Raw genomic sequence first — 18,004 nt, forward strand, 5'->3', positions numbered from 1 at the left:
CGCTCAGCCCTCCTCTGTCCCGGTCGGGCGCTGTCCGCGCAAGACCGAGTTGCCCTGGAAGGTGGCGGCGGGGTCGGCCCCGTCGGCCCCGTCGGCGCCCGCGTCGTCGATCAGCAGCCGGCCGCTCTGCCCGTAGAACTCGACCGGGTTGCGCCACAGCACCCGGTCCACGTCGGCGGCGCCGAACCCGTCGTCGAGCATCGCCTGGCCGGTCTTGGCCGTCTTCAACGGGTCGCTGCGGCCCCAGTCCGCGGCGGAGTTGACGATCATCTTCTCCAGGCCGTACTCGCGCAGGATCGCGACCATCCGGTGCTCGTCCATCTTGGTGTCCGGGTAGATCGAGAACCCCATCCAGCACCCGGACTCCGCCACCATCCGCACGGTCAACTCGTTGAGATGGTCGACCAGCACCCGCTCCGGCGGCAGCCCGGACTCGGCGACGAGATCCAGCGTGCGCCGGGTTCCGGCCGCCTTGTCCCGGTGCGGGGTGTGCACCAGCACCGGCAGGTCGTGCTCGGCGGCCAGCTGGAGCTGATGGGTGAACGCCTTCTCCTCGTCCGCGGTCATCGAGTCGAACCCGACCTCCCCGACGGCGACCACACCGTCTTTGGCCAGGTACCGCGGCAGCACGTCGAGCACCTCGACGCAGCGCGGGTCGTTGGCCTCCTTCGGGTTGAGCGCGATGGCGCAGTGGTGCCGGATCCCGAACTGGCCGGCGCGGAACCGCTCCCAGCCGAGCAACCCGTCGAAGTAGTCGCAGAACGAGCCGACGCTGGTCCGCGGCTGCCCCAGCCAGAACGCCGGCTCGGTCACCGCCCGCACCCCGGCGGCGTACATCGCCTCATAGTCGTCGGTGGTGCGCGAGGTCATGTGGATGTGCGGATCGAAGATGCGCATCAGGTCTCCCTTCCGGTCGTGGCCGCCTCGGTCCCGGATACGCCCGGCGCGGTCCCCGCCGTGCGCAGGTCACGCCCGAGTTCTCCGAATCGGTCCAGCACCCGCCAGGCATCGGCCGGCATCGAGCGGCCGGCGGCGGCGCGCTCACGGCAGTAGTCCGCCACCATGCGCGCGAGCTCGGTGTCGGCGCGGGCGCCGAGTTCGGCCACCGCGTCCAGGGGAACCCCGACGAACAGGCACTTCAGCACGCCCTGACGCCAGCTGTCCGGGTCGAGGTGGCGGGCGCCGTACGGACCCATGGCGGCCGCCACCAGCCGGACGTCGTTGGTCCGCAGCGCGTCTTCCACCAGCGGCAGTGACACCGCGCTCATCCCCGCCCCGGTGTCCAGGGCGGACAGCGCCCGCAGCACCGCCCGCTTCTCGTCCGCGTCGCCGTACCGGTACAGCTGAGCGAGCTCGTGCGTGAACCGTTCCGGGTCGTCCGCCCACATCGACGCGAGCGCCGCGAGCAGGGCCGTGCGTGCCTGATCCTCCAGCCGGGGACGCTTCACTCCGTCCGGATCGTCCGGATCGGCGGGTCCTCTGGCAACCCGCCGTGCCACGGCCGGAAAGATGGTCGAGATTCGTCGAGGGTCATCGGCGAGTTCCTGGACCAGCTCGTCCAGGCGTCTGCTCGCTGTGGCGTCCAAGTCGGGCGCGGACCGCGCCTCCCGCGTGCTCATGCTCCGTACACCTCCATGTGGACGAACCGGTCAGGTAGCGGCGCTGCGTGCCTCCCTCCGCCCCGGGTTGCCGCGGACGGACTCGGCCTCGGCCAGTGCCGCGGAAAGCGCCTCCAGCGAGTGCGCGGCCACCACCGGCGCCGCGTGGCCATGCCGCGGAAGCTCCACCGAGGCCAACCCGGTGTAGCCCACGTCGAGCAGCGCGCCCAGCGTCTGAGGCAGGTCCACCTCGCCGTCGCCGAACTCCAGGTGCTCGTGAACGCCCCGGACCATGTCGTCGAGTTGCACGTTGGCCAGCCACGGCCCGGCCGCCCGCACGCACTCCTCCGGCGGATCGGACTCGTTGCAGACCAGGTGGCCGGTGTCGACGGTCACGCCGAGCCGCTCCGGCGAACCCAGCCGCCGGCGCAGCTCCAGCACGCCGTCCACCCGGTCCACGAACATCCCCGGTTCCGGCTCGAACGCGCAGACCACGCCACGCAGGTCGGCCTCGGCCAGCACCTGGTCCACCCCGGCCAGCAGCCGGTCCCAGCCCTGCTGGACCGAGGTTCCCGGCGGGAGCGTGCCGGACCAGAACGAGACCGCTTCGGCACCCAGCTCGGCACCGATGCGCACCGCGCGGCACAGCAGGTCCACCCGCCGCTCCCGCCCGTGCGTGGAGACCAGCGTCGGCTCGTGTTTGTGCCACGGATCCAGGACGTACCGGGCTCCGGTCTCGATCACCACCGCCAGGCCCAGCTCATCCAGCCGGCGTGCCACCGCGGCGGTCCGCGCCTCCAGATCCGGCGCGAACGGATCGAGGTGCGGGTGGTCCACGGTCAGCGCGACGCCCTCGTAGCCCAGCCCGGCGATCACCGCCAGCGCGTCGTCCAGCCGGTGACTGCCGAATCCATTCGTCCCGTACCCGAAGCGCAGGCTCATGCCTTCTGGTCGCGCTCCGCTCCTCATGTCGGCGACACCACCTTCGACGCGAGCCGTGCCACCGGCCCGGCCGCCAGCAGGCCCGCCGCGAGCCCCGGCGCGCCGGCCCGCGCGGCCAGCGCCGACTGCAGCATGATGATGCCGCGTACCCCGGATCCGGTCGCGCTGCGCACGGTCGCCGCGTCCGGATTGCTCGCCGCCGCGGCCTGGCTCCGCCCGACCACCGCCGCATACGCGCCGGCCAAGCCGGCACCGGCCCACCGTGCCACTCGCGCGGAACGCGACGACACTGACGATGACGATGACCACGACGTCGCCGCCGACGACGCCGATGACGACGACCAGCGCCGCCAGCGCGGCACGGCGGCCACGCCCGCCGACGCGGCGGTTCCGACCAGCGCCGTGTACGCCGCAGCGGGCGACGCCCCGTGCACCTCGCCACGGCTGAGCCCGGTGACCGCGGCCGTGTGCACGGTCACCGCCAGGCAGGGCAGCGCCGCGGGCCGCCATCGCCCACCGGCGCCCAGCAGGACGTCCAATCCTCGCGCGGCGGCCATGACCGCCGGCCCCGCACGGGTGGACTTGGCCGCCAGATCGTACGTCCACACCGCTGCCGCAAGCGGCACCGCCACCCGCAACGCCGTCCGCCCGCCGGCGTACGCCGCCACCCCGAGGCCGGCGCCGGTCAACCCGGCCGCCAGCGCCAACGCCTCCTCCGGTCGGACCCGGCCGGACGGGATGGGCCGCTCCGGCCGCTCGTCCCGGTCCAGGTCGCGGTCAGCGTAGTCGTTCAGGGCCATGCCGGCCCAGTACAGGCAGGTCGACGCGACCGGCAGCGCCCATGTGCGCCGGCCCAGCGGCCAGCCCGTCGTCGCGGCCGCGCACAACGTGTCGCCGGGTACGGTGAGTGCCGCGGGCAGCCGCACCAGCTCGGCCGCGTCGCGGGCTCTCATCGGCGCTCCTCAGCCTCGGCCAGCTCGGCGCACCAGGTGCGCAACGCCTCCCACTGCTCGCTCAGCGCGTGCACGTCGCTGCCGGCCGGGTCCTTGAAGAAGAAGCCCAACGCCGCCTGCGGGCCGACCCGGCCCGCCTGGTGCGCGCGAGCCACCAACCGCGCCAGGTCCAGCACCAGCGGCGCCGCCAGCGCCGAGTCACAGCCGGTCCAGGTGAACTGCAGCGACATCCGCGCCCCGAGGAAGCCCTCGAAGGACACCATGTCCCAGGCCGTCTTCCAGTCGCCCAGGTCGGGCACGTAGTCGATGTGCAGTGGCCCGTCGACCCGGTGCCCGAGGATGGCTTCCAGACCCTGGCCCTTGGTGGCCGTCTTGCTCACCGCGTTGGCCGGGTCCGCCAGGGTCCGGCCGTCTCCCCCGCCCAGCAGGTTCATCGACGACCACGACCGCACCTTCAGCGCGCGCATCGCGAACATCGGCGCGAGCACCGTCTTCAACAACGTCTCACCGGTCTTGCCGTCCGAGCCCGCCCATGGAAGGCCGACCGTCTCGGCGAGCTCCGCCAGCGCCGGCAGCCGCGGTCCCGGGCTCGGGGTGAACGCCACCACCGAACAGTCCGCGCGCAGCGCCGCATACGCGTACAGCGAACTCGCCGGCAGCGGGGACTCGCCCGCGTCCAGCGCCTGCTCCAGGCCGTCCAGCGTCAGCAGCTCCGGAGTGACCCGTACCGGCGGCTCGGTGCTGGACACATCGACCACCACCACCCGGTCCAGCCCGTTGTCCTCACGGAACGCGCGCAGATCGGCCGTCAGAGCCGCCGCGATCTCGCGTTGTGGCCGCTCCGACCCGGTCACCCCCGGCCGGATCCGCGCATCGACGCGGGCCAGCTCCGTCGCCAATGCGGCGGGCAGCCCATGCGGCACCACCCCCGCGTCCACCAGCGCCTCCACCCGCTTCGGCAACGACACGTCCGAGACGTCGTGACCGCCAAACTGGAGCCCGGCCAGCTCCGGCAGGCCGGCGACGGCCACCTCGGGCAGCCGGCTGACCATTCCCGTCTCGCCCGCCAGCCCGGCCCGGACGGCCAGGGCACCGGCGATGGCCGTGGCCCCCACCGACCCGCGAGCTCCGACGAACCAGACCCCGACCCGGGCACCTTCTGGACCTGGAACTGGTGTATTCGTTTCCGTCACACATGCCTCCTTGGTGGTGACGACGCGCCACAGGACCGGCGTGCCACCGGTGACCGTGGAGAGACGACGCGAACGCGGACATCCCTTCTCACTGACACCCCTTCCAGGGTGTGTTTGGAAACCTATTGTTGAGATCAGTGTCAGGTCAATAAGTTCTTTCGCAGTATCTTTGCGAAAGATTGTCGTACTTGATCCGCTTCCAGGCAATATGCCGCGTGAAACCGGAGGAGACGCGTCTCAGCGTTCGACATTTTCGACGATCCCCATGCGTGCGCCCTGCCCGCCGGATCGGTCCGGCGGGCAGGGCTCGTCTCCGCGCTCAGGAGTTCTGGAAGAGGCTCTTAGTCGGCGAAGGCATCACCGGCCTCCTCGGCGGCCTTCTCACTGGCCACCGTCCGCTTCTCGATCTCGTCCCGCACCTGTGCCTTCCGCTGGACCACCTCGGCCTGGACGCCGCGGCTGAGCGCTCTCGCGGATACCGCCGCGCCGTCGCAGTCGTTGCCGCCGCGGACCCGGTTGTCGGCGACGACGGGCGCGGGGTCATTGCCGGAGCAGGTGAGGTCCCCGCGGATGACGTTGCCGACCACGGAGGACGGACCGGTGTTGTCCGTCAGCGAGACGTTCCCACCGAACACGTTGAACGCGCAGTCGGACACCGTGCCGGCGCCGAGCTGGAGCAGCGTGCTGTTGCCGGTGAACGACGCGTCACCGTCGATCTCCGAGGCACAGACCACGCCACCGAGTTCCGCGCCGCTGATGCTCAGACCGCGCTCCACCACTGTGTCATAGACGTCGGTGAGGAGGTCACCGTCGGTGGTCAGATTCCGCGCCACCCTGCCGGACTCGATGAACGTCTCACCATCGGCGGACGTGACGTTACCGCCGTGCACCGATCCGAGGCTGTAGTAGAAGCCCGCGTCGGCCGAGTTCACGACGCCGGAGTGTGTGCTCGTCTCCGAGTACACCCCGAACGCCGAGTTGAGCCTCGTGTTCCCCGCCACCGAGGTGTCCACGACGCTGGCGAAGCCGTTGGGCCGCACCACCAGGTTGCCTTCGACCGTCGCGTCTTCGAGCAGCAGGTTTCCGTCCGCCCGCACCGTCGCGTTGCCCTGGATGACCACGTCGATCAGTTCGCACGAAGCGCCGGCCTTCACGACCAGATCTCCGGGCACCGTCACGTTCGACGCCGTCCCGTCGCACACGGTCGTCAAGGCCGCCTGCGACGGCGTCGCCAGGCCTACCGCGCCCAGACCCGCCACTGCTGAGATGACCACAATCCGTTTGACCCGCATCGCTGTTCCCCTTGTCTTGTGAGCTGATGGGTTTCCGTCGTGGTGTGTGTACTGATGTGGAATCGCTGATATCGAGATCCGGCCAGAGGCGCCTCCTGCGGCAGACGACGGGTGGTGGTTGCCCCGCTCGTGGCTCCGGCTATCCGCCACGAGCGGGGCGGCTCGTAGGGATCTAGCCGGACAGCTGAGCGATCAACGCCTCAGCCTGATGGACAAGGACATCGCGGGCGGCCGCATCGGAGACATACCTGGAGTCGGCGGCGGTCCGGATGAACTTCTCCAGCTCGCCGACGGCCTGCTTGGACCTGCCGTCTTCGAGGTGCTTGGCTGCGGTGTCCAGCCGTGCGTGCAGCAGGACCGCCGTGCTCGGCCGGTCGATCGCGCCGGTGGCCAGGTAGCCGTCGATGATCGCCCCCAGGTCCGCCAGCGACGTCGTCACCACGAATCCGACGGACGTGCTGGCCTGCAGACCGGCCTCGTCGGTGACCGTGACGACCAGCTCGTGCTCGCCGACCGAGAGGGTCCACAGCTCCAGCGTCCCCGCCTGCACAGGTTCGCCGTCGAGCGACGCCTGGACCGCGGCCACGCCGGAGGTGGCGTCGTCGCCGCCGAAGTCGAGCTCCAGTGTCTCGCTCGCGGGATACTCGGCCCCGTCCTCGACACCGTCCACCGACACGGTCGGCGCCGTCTTGTCGATCTTGATATCGACGGAACCTGCCTCGGAGACGTTGCCACCGTTGTCCGTGGCTCGGTAGTGCACCGTTGTGGTGCCCTCCGCGCTGACGGTCAGCGGGTTGTTCGCGTTGCTCCAGGTGTTGCCGCCGTCGAGCGACCGCTGGCGGCCGGCCACCGTGCCGTTGTCGGTGGCGGTGACGGCGACCGAGACGTTGCTCGTGTACCAGCCGTTCGCACCGTTCGGCTCGGCCGGGTTGAGAACCACGCTCACCTCCGGCGGCGTGACGTCGGCGATGCCGTCCCCGATGAACCGGAACTCGTCCACGTCGACGCCGCTGGTGGAGGTGATGTACAGCCGGCCGCTGCCCTCGGGCACGTCGGTCAGGTCCGTCTCCACCTCGGTCCAGCCACCGCCGTCCCGGAAGGTCGCCGTCGCGAACGCAGGCGCCTTGGGATCGTTCCAGCGCAGCGACAGCGTGCCCCGTCCGACGGCACGGGTGACCAGGCCGTCGATGCCGTCGAAATCGACCGGGTCGAAGGCGATCCAGTCGCCGGCCCCGAACGAGGTCACCTTCCGCAGCCCGCGGGCGGTCTCGTCGTCGACGATCTCGACGCCACTGGTCTCGTCCGCCCATTCGGCCTGCTGTGTCTTCGGGTTCAGGACGATCGCGGCCTCCCCGCGCGCCGGCGGGACGCCGTTGTGTCCTCCGTCGGTGTACCCGACGACGAGCGCGCCGTAGATGTTCTCGGTCTCGCCGTGCTCGGGGGCGTCAGCCGGCGTCGGCACGCCGAACGTGCACCCCGATCCGGAACTCAGCGGGTGGGCGTGCTCGTCATGGCCGAGCCCGAAGCTCCACTGGACGCGGGAGCAGACCGGTGTGCTGCCGTCTTCAGGGTCGTCGACGCCGACCGTCACCGGCACCGCCTGGCCCCAGTCGAAGAACCCGCCGTCCGGTGCGCTCAGGGAGACCGTCGGCGCGACGTTGCCGACCGTGATCTGCGCACTGGTCAGGCCGAACTTCCCGGACGGGTCGGTCACCCGCAGCCGGGCGTCGAACTGGCCGAGCTCGGTGTAGGTGTGCGACACGGTCGCACCCGACGCGTCGAACGATCCGTCGCCGTCGAAGTCCCAGTCGTAGGTGAGCTGCGCTCCCTCCGGGTCACGCGAGCCGGTGCCATCGAAATCGACGGTCAACGGTGCCTCGCTGCTGGAGATCGGGTCCGCACTGATCCGCGCCTGCGGCGTCTTGTTGCCCTCGGCGTAGTCGACCCGGTAGAGGCCGGCGTCGGGGTTCTGCCGGAAGAAGCCGTCGCCGTACTCCAGGACGTAGAGCGAACCGTCCGGCCCGAACTCCATGTCCATCGGGTTGTCCCAGATCGGCTGGACGACCTGGTTCAGGTGTGCGTTCGGGAGGAAGTTCACGATCTCCGTGACCTCGCCGTCGGCGGCGAGATCCGAGGTGAAGACCGCGACGTAGTCCTGCGAGAACTCGCCGAAGAAGGACTTGCCGTCCCAGTACTCCGGGAACTTCGAGACCGAGGGGCTGTCCGCGTCGTACCGGTACACCGGTCCACCCATCGGGCCCTGCCCACGGGCCGGACCGAACGCGGTCAGCTCCGGCCACGGCTGGTGATGGTCGTCATCGCCGTAGTACAGCTGCGGAGCCGTCGCCGGCGGTACCTGGCTCAGCCCGGTGTTCCAGCGGGAGTTGTTGACCGCGCCCGCGTCGCAATCGAACCACTCGCCGGGCGTGGCGGTGGCGAAGTCCCACTCGTTGTAATTCGCATTCGGCCCGTGGCAGTAGGGCCAGCCGCCGTTCATCGGCACGGTCGTGCTCTGCCACTCGACGAAGCCCATCGGGCCGCGTTGCTCGTTCGGTGCGCCGGCGTCCGGACCGTAGTCGCCCCAGACCAGTGCGCCGGTCTCGGGGTCGTAGTCGATCCGGAACGGGTTGCGCAGGCCCATCACATAGATCTCCGGCCGCGTGCCGTCGGTTCCCGGCTCGAACAGGTTGCCGTCCGGGATCGTGTACGAGCCGTCCTCTTCGACCTTGATACGCAGGATCTTGCCGCGCAGGTCGTTGGTGTTGCCTGCACCGCGACGGGCGTCGAAGCCGGGGTTCATCCCGGGAGCGTCGTTGTTCGGGGCGAAGCCGTTCGCCCCCGGCGTGCTCGCGGGCGTGTTGTCGCCCGTGGACAGGTAGAGGTTGCCGTCCTCATCGAAGGCGATGTCGCCGGCCACGTGGCAACACTGCCCACGCTGCACCTCGACCTTGAGGATGTCCTGCTTGGTGGAGAGATCGAGCGAGTCGCTCTCCTCGTCCCACTTGAACCGGGCCAGCAGGTTGTAGCCCTTCCATTGGTCCCAGTACTGCTCGGTCTGCCCGGCCGGAAGCGAATTCGGCGCGTTGCCGGACGGGGTCGTCTCCGGGTACGGAGCCTCCATCACCCGTGGCGCGTACAGCAGGTACACCCATGGGTTCTGGTCGAAGTCGGGGTCGAGCGCGATGGTCTGCAGACCGTCTTCGGAGTTGGCGTAGACGTCGATGGTGTTGATCAGCTTCGTGATGCCGGTGCCCGGATCGGTCAGCCGGATGTCGCCGTTGCGGGCGGTGTGCAGCACCCGCGAATCGGGCAGCACGGCCAAGTCGATCGGCTCACCGGTATTCTTGCTGAGCAGGATCTTCTCGTAGTTGTTCCAGTCGAGCGCATGCTCATGTCCCTCATGCGCCGCAGCGGGCGCGGCGACGGCCAGCATGGCCGCCGGCAGAGCCGCGGCCAGCATGGCACGCACCAGGAACGAAGGCTTAAGATGCACGACGTGGTCCTCTCATCGATGAGGGCTACTGCGATGAGTCGGACTCGCCGCGACCGCGTCTCTCGCCAAAGGTCCGCGGTCGCGGCGAGCCGGTCGCACCTGCCGGGCAGGTGCGTGGCGGTGCGGTGAACTGGCGGGTTCAGCCGCGGAGCGTGGACAGCGCCTGATAGCTGCGCTCGGCGGCACCGAATGCGCCGCCCCTCTCCTCCGGGGTGCTCGGCGCGTTGTCCTGCTCCCACAGGGCGTAGTGCGGGCCCTTGGCGCCGATGTCCCGGAAGAAGCTCTGGAAGTCGATGTCGCCCGCGCCGAACTCGACGATGTTGTAGCCGTTGGCCAGGTCCGGCCGGCTTTCCCCGTCCTTGGCGTGGAACAACGGGTATCGCCGCATGTTGGCCTTGACGTAGTCCGCGGGATCGAATCCCGGCGCGATGTGCTGGCCGACGAACGCCCAGTAGATGTCCATCTCCAGGTAGACCAGATGCGGGTCCGTCTCGGCCAGCAGGATGTCGTAGAGCCGGACGCTGGGGTCGTCGTTGGCGAAACGGAATTCGTTCTGATGGTTGTGGTGGTACCACTTGATGCCTCGGGCTGCGGCGGCCGCGCCGAAGCCGTTGAACTCCTCGGCGGCGGCGTGATAGCCGGCGATGGTGCGGTTGGGCGGGCTGACCGGCTCGTTCGCCGTGCCGATGTACGGCAGGCCGAGCGTCTCGGCGATGTCCAGCTCCTCCTCCATGTTGGAGCGGAAGCTGTTCAACCCGCGGTGACCGCCGATGCCCTTGAGCCCGTTGTCGTCCAGCAGCTGCTTGATCTGCGCGGGGGTGATCCCTGGCTCGGCCGGCGAGGTGTAGCCGGCGAACTCCACGTAGTGGTAGCCCATCCGGGCCAGCTCCTCGAAGACCACCCGGAATCCGAGCGAGCTGACCAGGTTGCGGATGGTGAACAGCTGGATGCCGATCTTTCCGCGTGGAACCAGGAGGCCGTTGGCCGCATTGGCCATGCCCAGTCCTGGTCCGGCAAACGCCGCTGCGCCCACGGCCGCTGTCGTGCCTGCGACGGCGCGCATGAACTGCCGCCGGTTGATCTCCGGACGTCCCATGTGGATCTCCTCGTTGAGCAATGCCGAACACCAACATGTGCAACGCGCCTGGGGGTCGGCGCGGGATCACGGCCCCCTCCCTCGGGCCCCCATTTGACCGGATGATTGGGAAACTTACGGTTTCCGCGTGCTTCTCGTCAATAGTTTTCGCGCAGCTTTCGAAAATTCTTTGCGAAAGCTGCGCGGTTCCGCCGCAGATGACGTTCGACGAGGTCGATTGACGCTCGCCGCAATCACCGGCCGGCACGGACCGACGCTCCGACCCACTACTGCGTGCCTGCTCCCTGGGTGGATCAGTCTGTGATCCCGGGGCCGCCGCTCCCATCCGATGCGGAGGCGGCGGTCAGGGTGATCCACCTACGGCATTGAGCTTCCATGAAGCACCACCGGCGCGCACCACGCCTCCTTGGAGCCACAGCCGACCCCGCAGCAAGCTTCCTTGCGAACACTCACACGACACCAAGCCTCCTTAGAGCCACAACCGACCCGCACCAAGCCTCCTTGGAGCCACAACCGACCGGCACCAACGCCGGGGACCCTTCAGTCCGCGGCGTAGACGGCTTCGCTGATCAGCGCCGCGGCCCCGACCACACCGGCGTCGTCTCCCATCTCGCTCAGCACGACCGGCAGGTTCCCGGTGGCCAATGGCAACGACCGCCGATACACCACGCCTCGGATCTCGGCGAGCAGCGGATGCCCCAGCCGGGCCACCCGGCCGCCGATGACGATGAGCCCCGGATTGAAGAAGGACACCAGGCTGGCCAGCGCCCACCCCACCCGATGGCCTCCGTCCCGGATCAGCTGCACCGAGTACGGATCTCCCTGCGCCACCGCGTGCGCCACATCCTCGGCGGAGAGCTGCTCCCGGCCGTCGAGCAATGAGGCGAGGACGGGCGACCGGCCGGACCGGACGGCGGCCATGGCATCGCGTGCCAGGGCCGAGCCGCCGAAAAACGCCTCCAGGCAACCGCTGTTGCCGCACGCACAGGTAGGGCCGAATTCCTCCACCCGAACGTGCCCGATGTCGCCCGCGCAGCCGTCGACGCCCCGGTAGAGTTCACCGCCGGTGACGATGCCGCAGCCGATACCGGTGCCGATCTTGACGAACAGGAACGACGGAACCGACTTGGCCACGCCGGCGTGCCGCTCCCCCAACGCCATCAGGTTGACGTCGTTGTCGAGCAGCACCGGGCAACCCAGCTCGCGGGAGACGGCCTCCCGGACCGGATAGCCGTGCCAACCCGGCATGATCGGCGGCGACACCGGGACACCGCTGTGAAAGTCGACCGGTCCGGGCACCCCGATCCCCACCCCGGTGACGCGCTGGATGCCCAGCTCGGCGCGGACCTCGTGAGCCAACGCCAACGCCGACCCCAGGACGCGTTCCGGGCCGAGGCGGACATCGACCGGCACGTGCAAGCGCTTCCCGAGTACCGCCAACCGACCGTCGGTGATCGCGACCGAGATCGACGTGGCGCCGATGTCCACTCCGACGAATCGCAGGTTCGGCGACAGGTCGACCAGCGTGGAACGCCGACCGCCGCGGGACGCCGCCGGGCCCGCGTTCTCCGCCAGGCCAAGCTCGGAGAGCCGGTTGAGCTCGCTCCCGATGGTGGTCCGGGAGACACCCAACCGGTCTGCCAGCTGCACCCGGGACAGCGGCCCCTCATCCCGCAGCAGTTTCAGAGCTTTCGCCTGAGTGGCGTTCTCCGCCCGCCCGGCGAGCGTATGCCTCACAGATGCCTCCTGTATGTCTCTGGTAGAGGCCGGCGCCGGAGGTGGAGCTTGCGCTCCGGCGCCGGCATTGGGCCGGTCGGCACCGGCCCCGTCAGCCGGCGGTTCCTCGTCCCGCGCACCGGGCCCAGGGCCGTGGTACCCGGTGCCGGGACGCCGTTGTCCCGTCACGAGCGAGGAACCGGTCCGGTGACGTGTCCTCATCCACCTCCTGCGTCGGCTGACGGTCTCACAGTTGGCCCCGGAGCGCCTCGACGATCGCCAGCAGATGCTCGCGCACCTGCTCGTCGCCGACCTTCTCGGCTACCCGGACCGCCCGATCCAGCGACTGGCCGGCCTGCGTGGCCTGCCCGCCTTCGGCGAGCCGCTGCGCCGTCGACAGATGGGTGTGCAACTGCCGATAGGTCGGCCGCTCCAGCGAGCCGTCCTCGTAGTACCGCTCCACCACGGCGAGCGCATCCTCAAAGGTGACCGTGACCTCGACGTCGAGCGAGCCTTCGGTCACGTTGCCCGCCACGTCCGTGGCCCGATACTCGACGGTGCCCGAAACGTCAACCCGAATCGGATCGTCGTACTCGGTCCAGTCGCCGTCGCCCAGCCGGTACTCCACCGAGTCGAGACCCGACGTGGCGTCCGACGCCGTCAGTTCAACGGCGGTCCCGGTGTCGAGCTCGAGCACCGTCGCGTCCACCTCCGGTGCCGTCGCATCGATACGGAACGAGACCTCCTGCACCTCGGAGACATTGCCGGCGGCATCGGTGGCACGCGCCTGCAGCACGTGCTCGCCGTCTTCCTCCACCACCAACGCTTCCGTGTATTCGGCCCAGTCGCCGCCGTCCACGCGGTACTCGACGGATACCGGGCCGTCGCCGTCGTCGGTGGCTGCGGCCGATACTCCGACCGACCCGGACCACCAGTCGTTGGCTCCCGACGGCTCAGCCGGGTCCAGCACCACCTCGAGCTCTGGCGGTGTGGTGTCCGCGTCCTCCTGCACGACGCGGAAGTAGTCGAACAGAGCCGTCTTGGACTCGTTCTGTCCCCCGCCGAGTGCGAACAGGCCGACCTGCACGTCGTCGCCGGCCAGCGCGGCGTTCGTCACCGGCTCGTCCATCTCCGTCCAGCTCTCGCCGTCAGCACTGTACGAACCGGTGTAGGTGTCGCCGGACTTGGTGATCCGCAGGTGCCACACGGAGTCGCCCGGATCGCCGACGTTCGGCTGCGGGCTCTGGACGACGTCGTCGACCTCGTTGAGCAGCTCGATCCGCGGGTCGACCGCGGCGCCGGCGACGTTGTCGACGACGTAGTCGAACTTGACGTAGTTGCCGTCGTCCGCGTAGACGATCAAGCCGCCCTGCTGGTACTGCTCGTCGAGCGCCGAGCCGTCCACACTGGTCTCGATCGTCCAGTCCTCCGGTCCGCCGTCGCCGGCATGTGGCGCCGGCTGCAGGATGAAGTTGGCCGGATCGGAGTTGCCGTCCGAGTAGATGTCGCCGTCGCTGGTGTCGATCTCCAGCTGCCCGTCCGCCACGCGGTAGCCGGCCGGGTCCGGCCGCAGCACGGACCATCGGCAGCCGTCCAGCATCGCACCGTCGAACTCGTCATCCGGCTCCACCACCGGGACGGTGTCGTCCGGGGTGATGTGGAAGTAGTCGAACCGTGCGTCGGTCACCGGGTTCCCGGTACCGGCGAGCGAGACCAGCCCGATCTTCGGATCCTCGATACCGGCCAGACTCTTGGTCTGCGGCATCTCGGTGAAGTCCACGCCGTCGGCGCTGTAGGCGGCGCGCAGGTCGCTGCCGTCGCTGGTGTAGCGCACCCACACCGTGTCCGGGTAGTCGGCGCCGAGCTGGGCCGTGTTGCTGTCGCCGACCTCGTTCGGAGCGCCGTCCTCCTCGCGGATGAACTGGAAGATCCGGGCCGCCGGGTTCACCGACCCGGTGTCGCGGCCTTCGAGCACCATCTTGGCGTAGTTGTCGTCGTCGCCGTAGATGATCAGACCAGCCTGCTGGTAGGCCTGGTAGGCCTCCATGGTCAGCTTGGCCGTCGCCGTGAACGGACCGTCCGGCAGGTCCTGCAGGACGATGTTCGGCGTGTCCGTGTTATTGGTGCCGTAGATGTCCGTCGACGACGCCGGGATCACCAGATGGCCGTCCACCACCTGCAGATCCTGGTTCTCCCGGATGACCGTGTTCCACCGGTCCCGGTCGAGTTCGTCCGCGTCGAATCCGTCCGACCGGCCGGCCAGGCAGATCGGCGGCTCACCGACGCTCTCCGCCTCGACCTCGATCGCGACCGACGCCGAACGCTGCGCGCCGCGGGCATCGGTCACCGTCACCTGGGCGGTGTATCCGCCCGGATCGGTGTAGGTGTGCGACGCCGTCGGCCCGGATGCGGTGCCGCCGTCGCCGAACTGCCACGCGTAGGTGAGCGGCTCGTCGCCCTCCGGGTCGGAGGCCTCGGCGCTGAACTCCACGTCCAGCGGGGCGGTCCCGCTGGTGGGCTCCGCGGTCACCTGCACGTGCGGACGCTGGTTCTCCGTCACGCCCTTGCCACCGAAGTCCACCCAGTTGACGTTGAGCTGACCCGAGACCAGGACGAAGTACAGCGGGCCGCTCTCGGTCGCCGTGTCGCCACTGATCTCGCCGGTGAACTCGTCATATGTCTGCCAGCCGCCGGTGGCCGCGACCTCGATGGTCGCCACCGCCGGACCGTCCGGCGCCCCGGTGCGGACCTCCACGGTCGCGCCGTCGTTCGGCGAGGCCGCGCGCAACGTGATGTCGTCCATGCCGGTGAGGTTCATCGGGTCCCACGCCCACCAGTCATCCGGCTCGATCCAGCCGATGTTCGATCCGCCGCCGGCGGTGTCCCCGGTCTCCTCCACCTGCACACCCGGGTCGCCACCGGAGGTGGATCCGGCCAGCCGCCCGGTCGAGTCGAAGTGCTCCGCCTCTCGCCGCTTCGGCTGCAGCACCAGTACTTCTTGACTGGTCAACGGGCTGGCACCGTTCGCCCCGCCGTCGGTGACGGTGACCGTGACGGTGCCGAAGATGTTCGCGCCGATGTGGCCCTCGTCGCCGGGCAACGGGAACTCGCCGGTGCATCCGGTGTATTGCTCGTAGCCGTGCGAGTGGTCGTCGTGGCCCAGGCCGGGCTGGGTGACGATGTCCTCGCAGGCGATCTCGCCGTCTTCGGCGTCGGTCGCGCTCACCTCGTATGCGATGGTGTCGCCGAACTCGAAGAAGCCGCCGTTGACCGGCGCCGTCACGGTGATCTCCGGGGCGGTGTTGCCGGCCACGATCTCGACGTTGGCGATGTCCTGCTGGCCGTCGTCGTCGGTCACCGTCAACGCCACCGTGTAGTCGCCTGGCTCGGTATAGGTGTGCGTGGTCTGGGCGTCGGTGGAGTCGACCGTGCCGTCACCGTCGACGTCCCATTCGTACGTCAGCGACGAACCCTCCGGATCGGAGGACCGGGAGCCGTCGAAGGTGACCTCCAGCGGCACCGGCCCGGAGAGCGGATTCGCGTCGATGCGTGCGATCGGCGCCCGGTTACCCTGCACATAATCGATCCGGTAGACGCCCGAGTCGCTGTTGTTGCCGCCGAATCCGGAGCCCCACTCGATCACGTACAGCGCGCCGTCCGGCCCCCACTGCAGCGCCATCGGGCGGATGAAGTCCCAGTCACCGAAGATCTGGTTGATATCGGTGACCGCGGAGGCCGTGTCGTCGAGCTGGAAGGTGTACAGCTTGTTCTGGTTCCACTCACCGAAGATCGCCTTGCCGTCCCAGTAGGCCGGCCACTTACGGTCGGACTCCAGGTCGGCGTCGTACCGGTACACGCCACCGGCCATCGGCGCACCGCCGCCGCCGATCTCCGGGAACAGTGGGTTGGTGGAGTACCCATACCAGATCTCCGCCTCGATCGCCGGGGGCAGCTGAGTGATGCCGGTGTTGTTCGGCGAGTCGTTCACCGGACCGCCGGCGCAGTCGAACGGCTGGCCGGACTCCCCGGTGTCGAAGTCATAGTCGATGTAGGGCGTGTTGTCACCGACGCAGTACGGCCAGCCGTAGAAGCCGGGCTCGTCGACGATGTTCCACTCCACCCGGCCGTCCGGGCCCCGGTTCGGGTTCGTGCTGCCGGCATCCGGTCCGTAGTCGGCCACCAGCAGCTTGTCCGTGGCGGGGTCGACGCCGATCCGGAACGGGTTACGGAAGCCCATCGCGTAGATCTCCGGCTGCGTGTCCGGTGTCCCCGGGTCGAACATGTTCCCCTCGGGGATGGTGTAGCTGCCGTCGTTCTCCGGGTGGATCCGCAGCACCTTGCCGCTGAGGCTGTTCGAGTTGGCCGAGGTCCGCTGGGCATCCCACAACTCGCGGCCCGGCCGCTCGTCGATCGGTGTGTAGCCGCTGGACGCGAACGGGTTCGTGTTGTCCCCGGTGGTGATGTACAGATTGCCGTTCCCGTCGAACTCCAGCGCGCCGCCGGCGTGACAGCACTCCTGGCGGTTGGTCGGATACTCCAGGATCACCTGTTCGCTGCCGAGGTCCAGGGACTCGCCGTCCAGAGTGAACCGGGAAACCCGGTCCACCGCGTCCCCGCCCGCGGGCGAATAGGTCAGGTACACCCAGCCGTTCTCCGCGAAGTCCGGGTCGAGCGCAATGCCCATCAGGCCGAACTCCTGGCCGGTGTAGACGCTCAGCGTGCCGACCGTGGTGGCCGACCCGTCCGGCCGGACCAGCCGGACAGCACCGTTGCGGTCGATGTAGAACACCCGGCCGTCGTCGGCGACCGCCAGCTCCATCGGGTTGCTGGTGGTGTCGTCGAGAACCACCTTCTCAAAGCTGCTCGGCTGGCTCGCGCCGCAGTCGGCGCCGGTGACCCCCGCGGCGGTTTCGATGCCGCCGAGGATGTGCTCCAGGAACTCCGGCTCGGCGAACGACTCCTCGGTGTGCCCCATCCCCGTATACCAGGCCCGGCCACCGTCATAGTCATGACACCACGCGATCGGATGATCCGAGCCCATCGCGCCGCCACCGGCGTCGTACGACGACTCATCCAGCGACGCCAGCACGTGCACATCACCGCGGGGATTGGACTGGTAGTTGTACCACTCGTCGTACCGCTCCCACACCGGGTCCAGATGCGCCGTGGACGGGTGGACCGTATCCTCCACCTTCACCGTGGCATCCTGATTCGCCGGGTGGCTGTCGAAATACGCACCCACCAACTCGCCATACCACGGCCAGTCATACTCGGTATCCGACGCCGAGTGAATACCGGCATACCCGCCACCGGACTGGATATACCGCTCGAACGCGCCCTGCTGCTCCTCGTTCAGCACATCCCCCGTGGTGGACAACCACACCACCACGTCATACTGCGCGAGATTCTCATCCGTGAACGCCGACGCATCCTCCGTCGCCGTCACCTCGAAATCATGATCTACACCCAACTGCTCGATCGCGGCGACACCCTCCTCGATCGAGCCATGCCGAAAACCGGCCGTCTTCGAAAACACCAAGGCGGAATACCCACCATGACCTTCATGCGCGGCCGCTGGTGCCGCCGTCGCCGCCATGCCGATCGGAACCAGCAGCGACGCTGACAGCCCACCGGCCAGCAGCCGTCGTAATCGTTGTCTCACCATCGTCTCCCTTGGCGATTGGACGTGCTGAACAGGTCAGGGTCGGGCCCGGGGCGCCG

At 69.2% G+C, this 18,004-nt stretch carries 10 protein-coding genes; all 10 read right to left on the minus strand.

Annotation, left to right across the window (positions count from 1 at the left end; all coding sequences use genetic code 11):
* Positions 1–3: 3 nt before the first annotated feature.
* Positions 4–897: a TatD family hydrolase gene (locus tag G1H10_RS25385; RefSeq protein WP_163743232.1), complete on the minus strand. Its 894-nt coding sequence runs from the start codon at positions 895–897 to the stop codon at positions 4–6.
* Positions 897–1,619 carry an EboA domain-containing protein gene (locus G1H10_RS25390; protein WP_163743234.1) on the minus strand — a complete coding sequence of 241 codons (723 nt, stop codon included), beginning with the start codon at positions 1,617–1,619 and terminating at the stop codon, positions 897–899. Before G1H10_RS25390 ends, G1H10_RS25385 begins: the two co-directional genes overlap by 1 nt.
* Positions 1,620–1,649: 30 nt before the next feature.
* The gene (locus G1H10_RS25395) at positions 1,650–2,567 is read right to left on the minus strand and encodes a sugar phosphate isomerase/epimerase family protein (RefSeq protein WP_216853652.1); all 918 of its coding nucleotides are present in this window, start codon (positions 2,565–2,567) and stop codon (positions 1,650–1,652) included.
* Positions 2,564–3,493, minus strand: coding sequence for an SCO3242 family prenyltransferase (locus tag G1H10_RS25400; RefSeq protein ID WP_163743235.1), 930 nt, complete (start codon positions 3,491–3,493; stop codon positions 2,564–2,566). The genes G1H10_RS25395 and G1H10_RS25400 overlap by 4 nt, the downstream gene beginning before the upstream one ends.
* Positions 3,490–4,686, minus strand: a complete 1,197-nt coding sequence (locus G1H10_RS25405) for an inositol-3-phosphate synthase (protein ID WP_163743237.1) — start codon at positions 4,684–4,686, stop codon at positions 3,490–3,492. The genes G1H10_RS25400 and G1H10_RS25405 overlap by 4 nt, the downstream gene beginning before the upstream one ends.
* A 341-nt stretch (positions 4,687–5,027) precedes the next feature.
* A complete protein-coding gene (locus tag G1H10_RS25410; protein WP_163743239.1) occupies positions 5,028–5,978 on the minus strand; it encodes a hypothetical protein in 951 nt (316 codons plus the stop codon).
* Positions 5,979–6,150: 172 nt separating this feature from the next.
* Positions 6,151–9,471 carry a PQQ-dependent sugar dehydrogenase gene (locus G1H10_RS25415; protein WP_216853653.1) on the minus strand — a complete coding sequence of 1,107 codons (3,321 nt, stop codon included), beginning with the start codon at positions 9,469–9,471 and terminating at the stop codon, positions 6,151–6,153.
* Between the two features lie 139 nt (positions 9,472–9,610).
* A complete protein-coding gene (locus tag G1H10_RS25420) occupies positions 9,611–10,567 on the minus strand; it encodes a sugar phosphate isomerase/epimerase family protein (protein WP_163743241.1) in 957 nt (318 codons plus the stop codon).
* A gap of 540 nt (positions 10,568–11,107) precedes the next feature.
* Positions 11,108–12,304 carry an ROK family transcriptional regulator gene (locus G1H10_RS25425; protein WP_216853654.1) on the minus strand — a complete coding sequence of 399 codons (1,197 nt, stop codon included), beginning with the start codon at positions 12,302–12,304 and terminating at the stop codon, positions 11,108–11,110.
* Between the two features lie 226 nt (positions 12,305–12,530).
* Positions 12,531–17,948, minus strand: coding sequence for a ThuA domain-containing protein (locus tag G1H10_RS25430; RefSeq protein WP_163743246.1), 5,418 nt, complete (start codon positions 17,946–17,948; stop codon positions 12,531–12,533).
* Positions 17,949–18,004 lie beyond the last annotated feature (56 nt).

This window comes from Phytoactinopolyspora halotolerans (assembly GCF_010550675.1).
Lineage (GTDB): Bacteria > Actinomycetota > Actinomycetes > Jiangellales > Jiangellaceae > Phytoactinopolyspora > Phytoactinopolyspora halotolerans.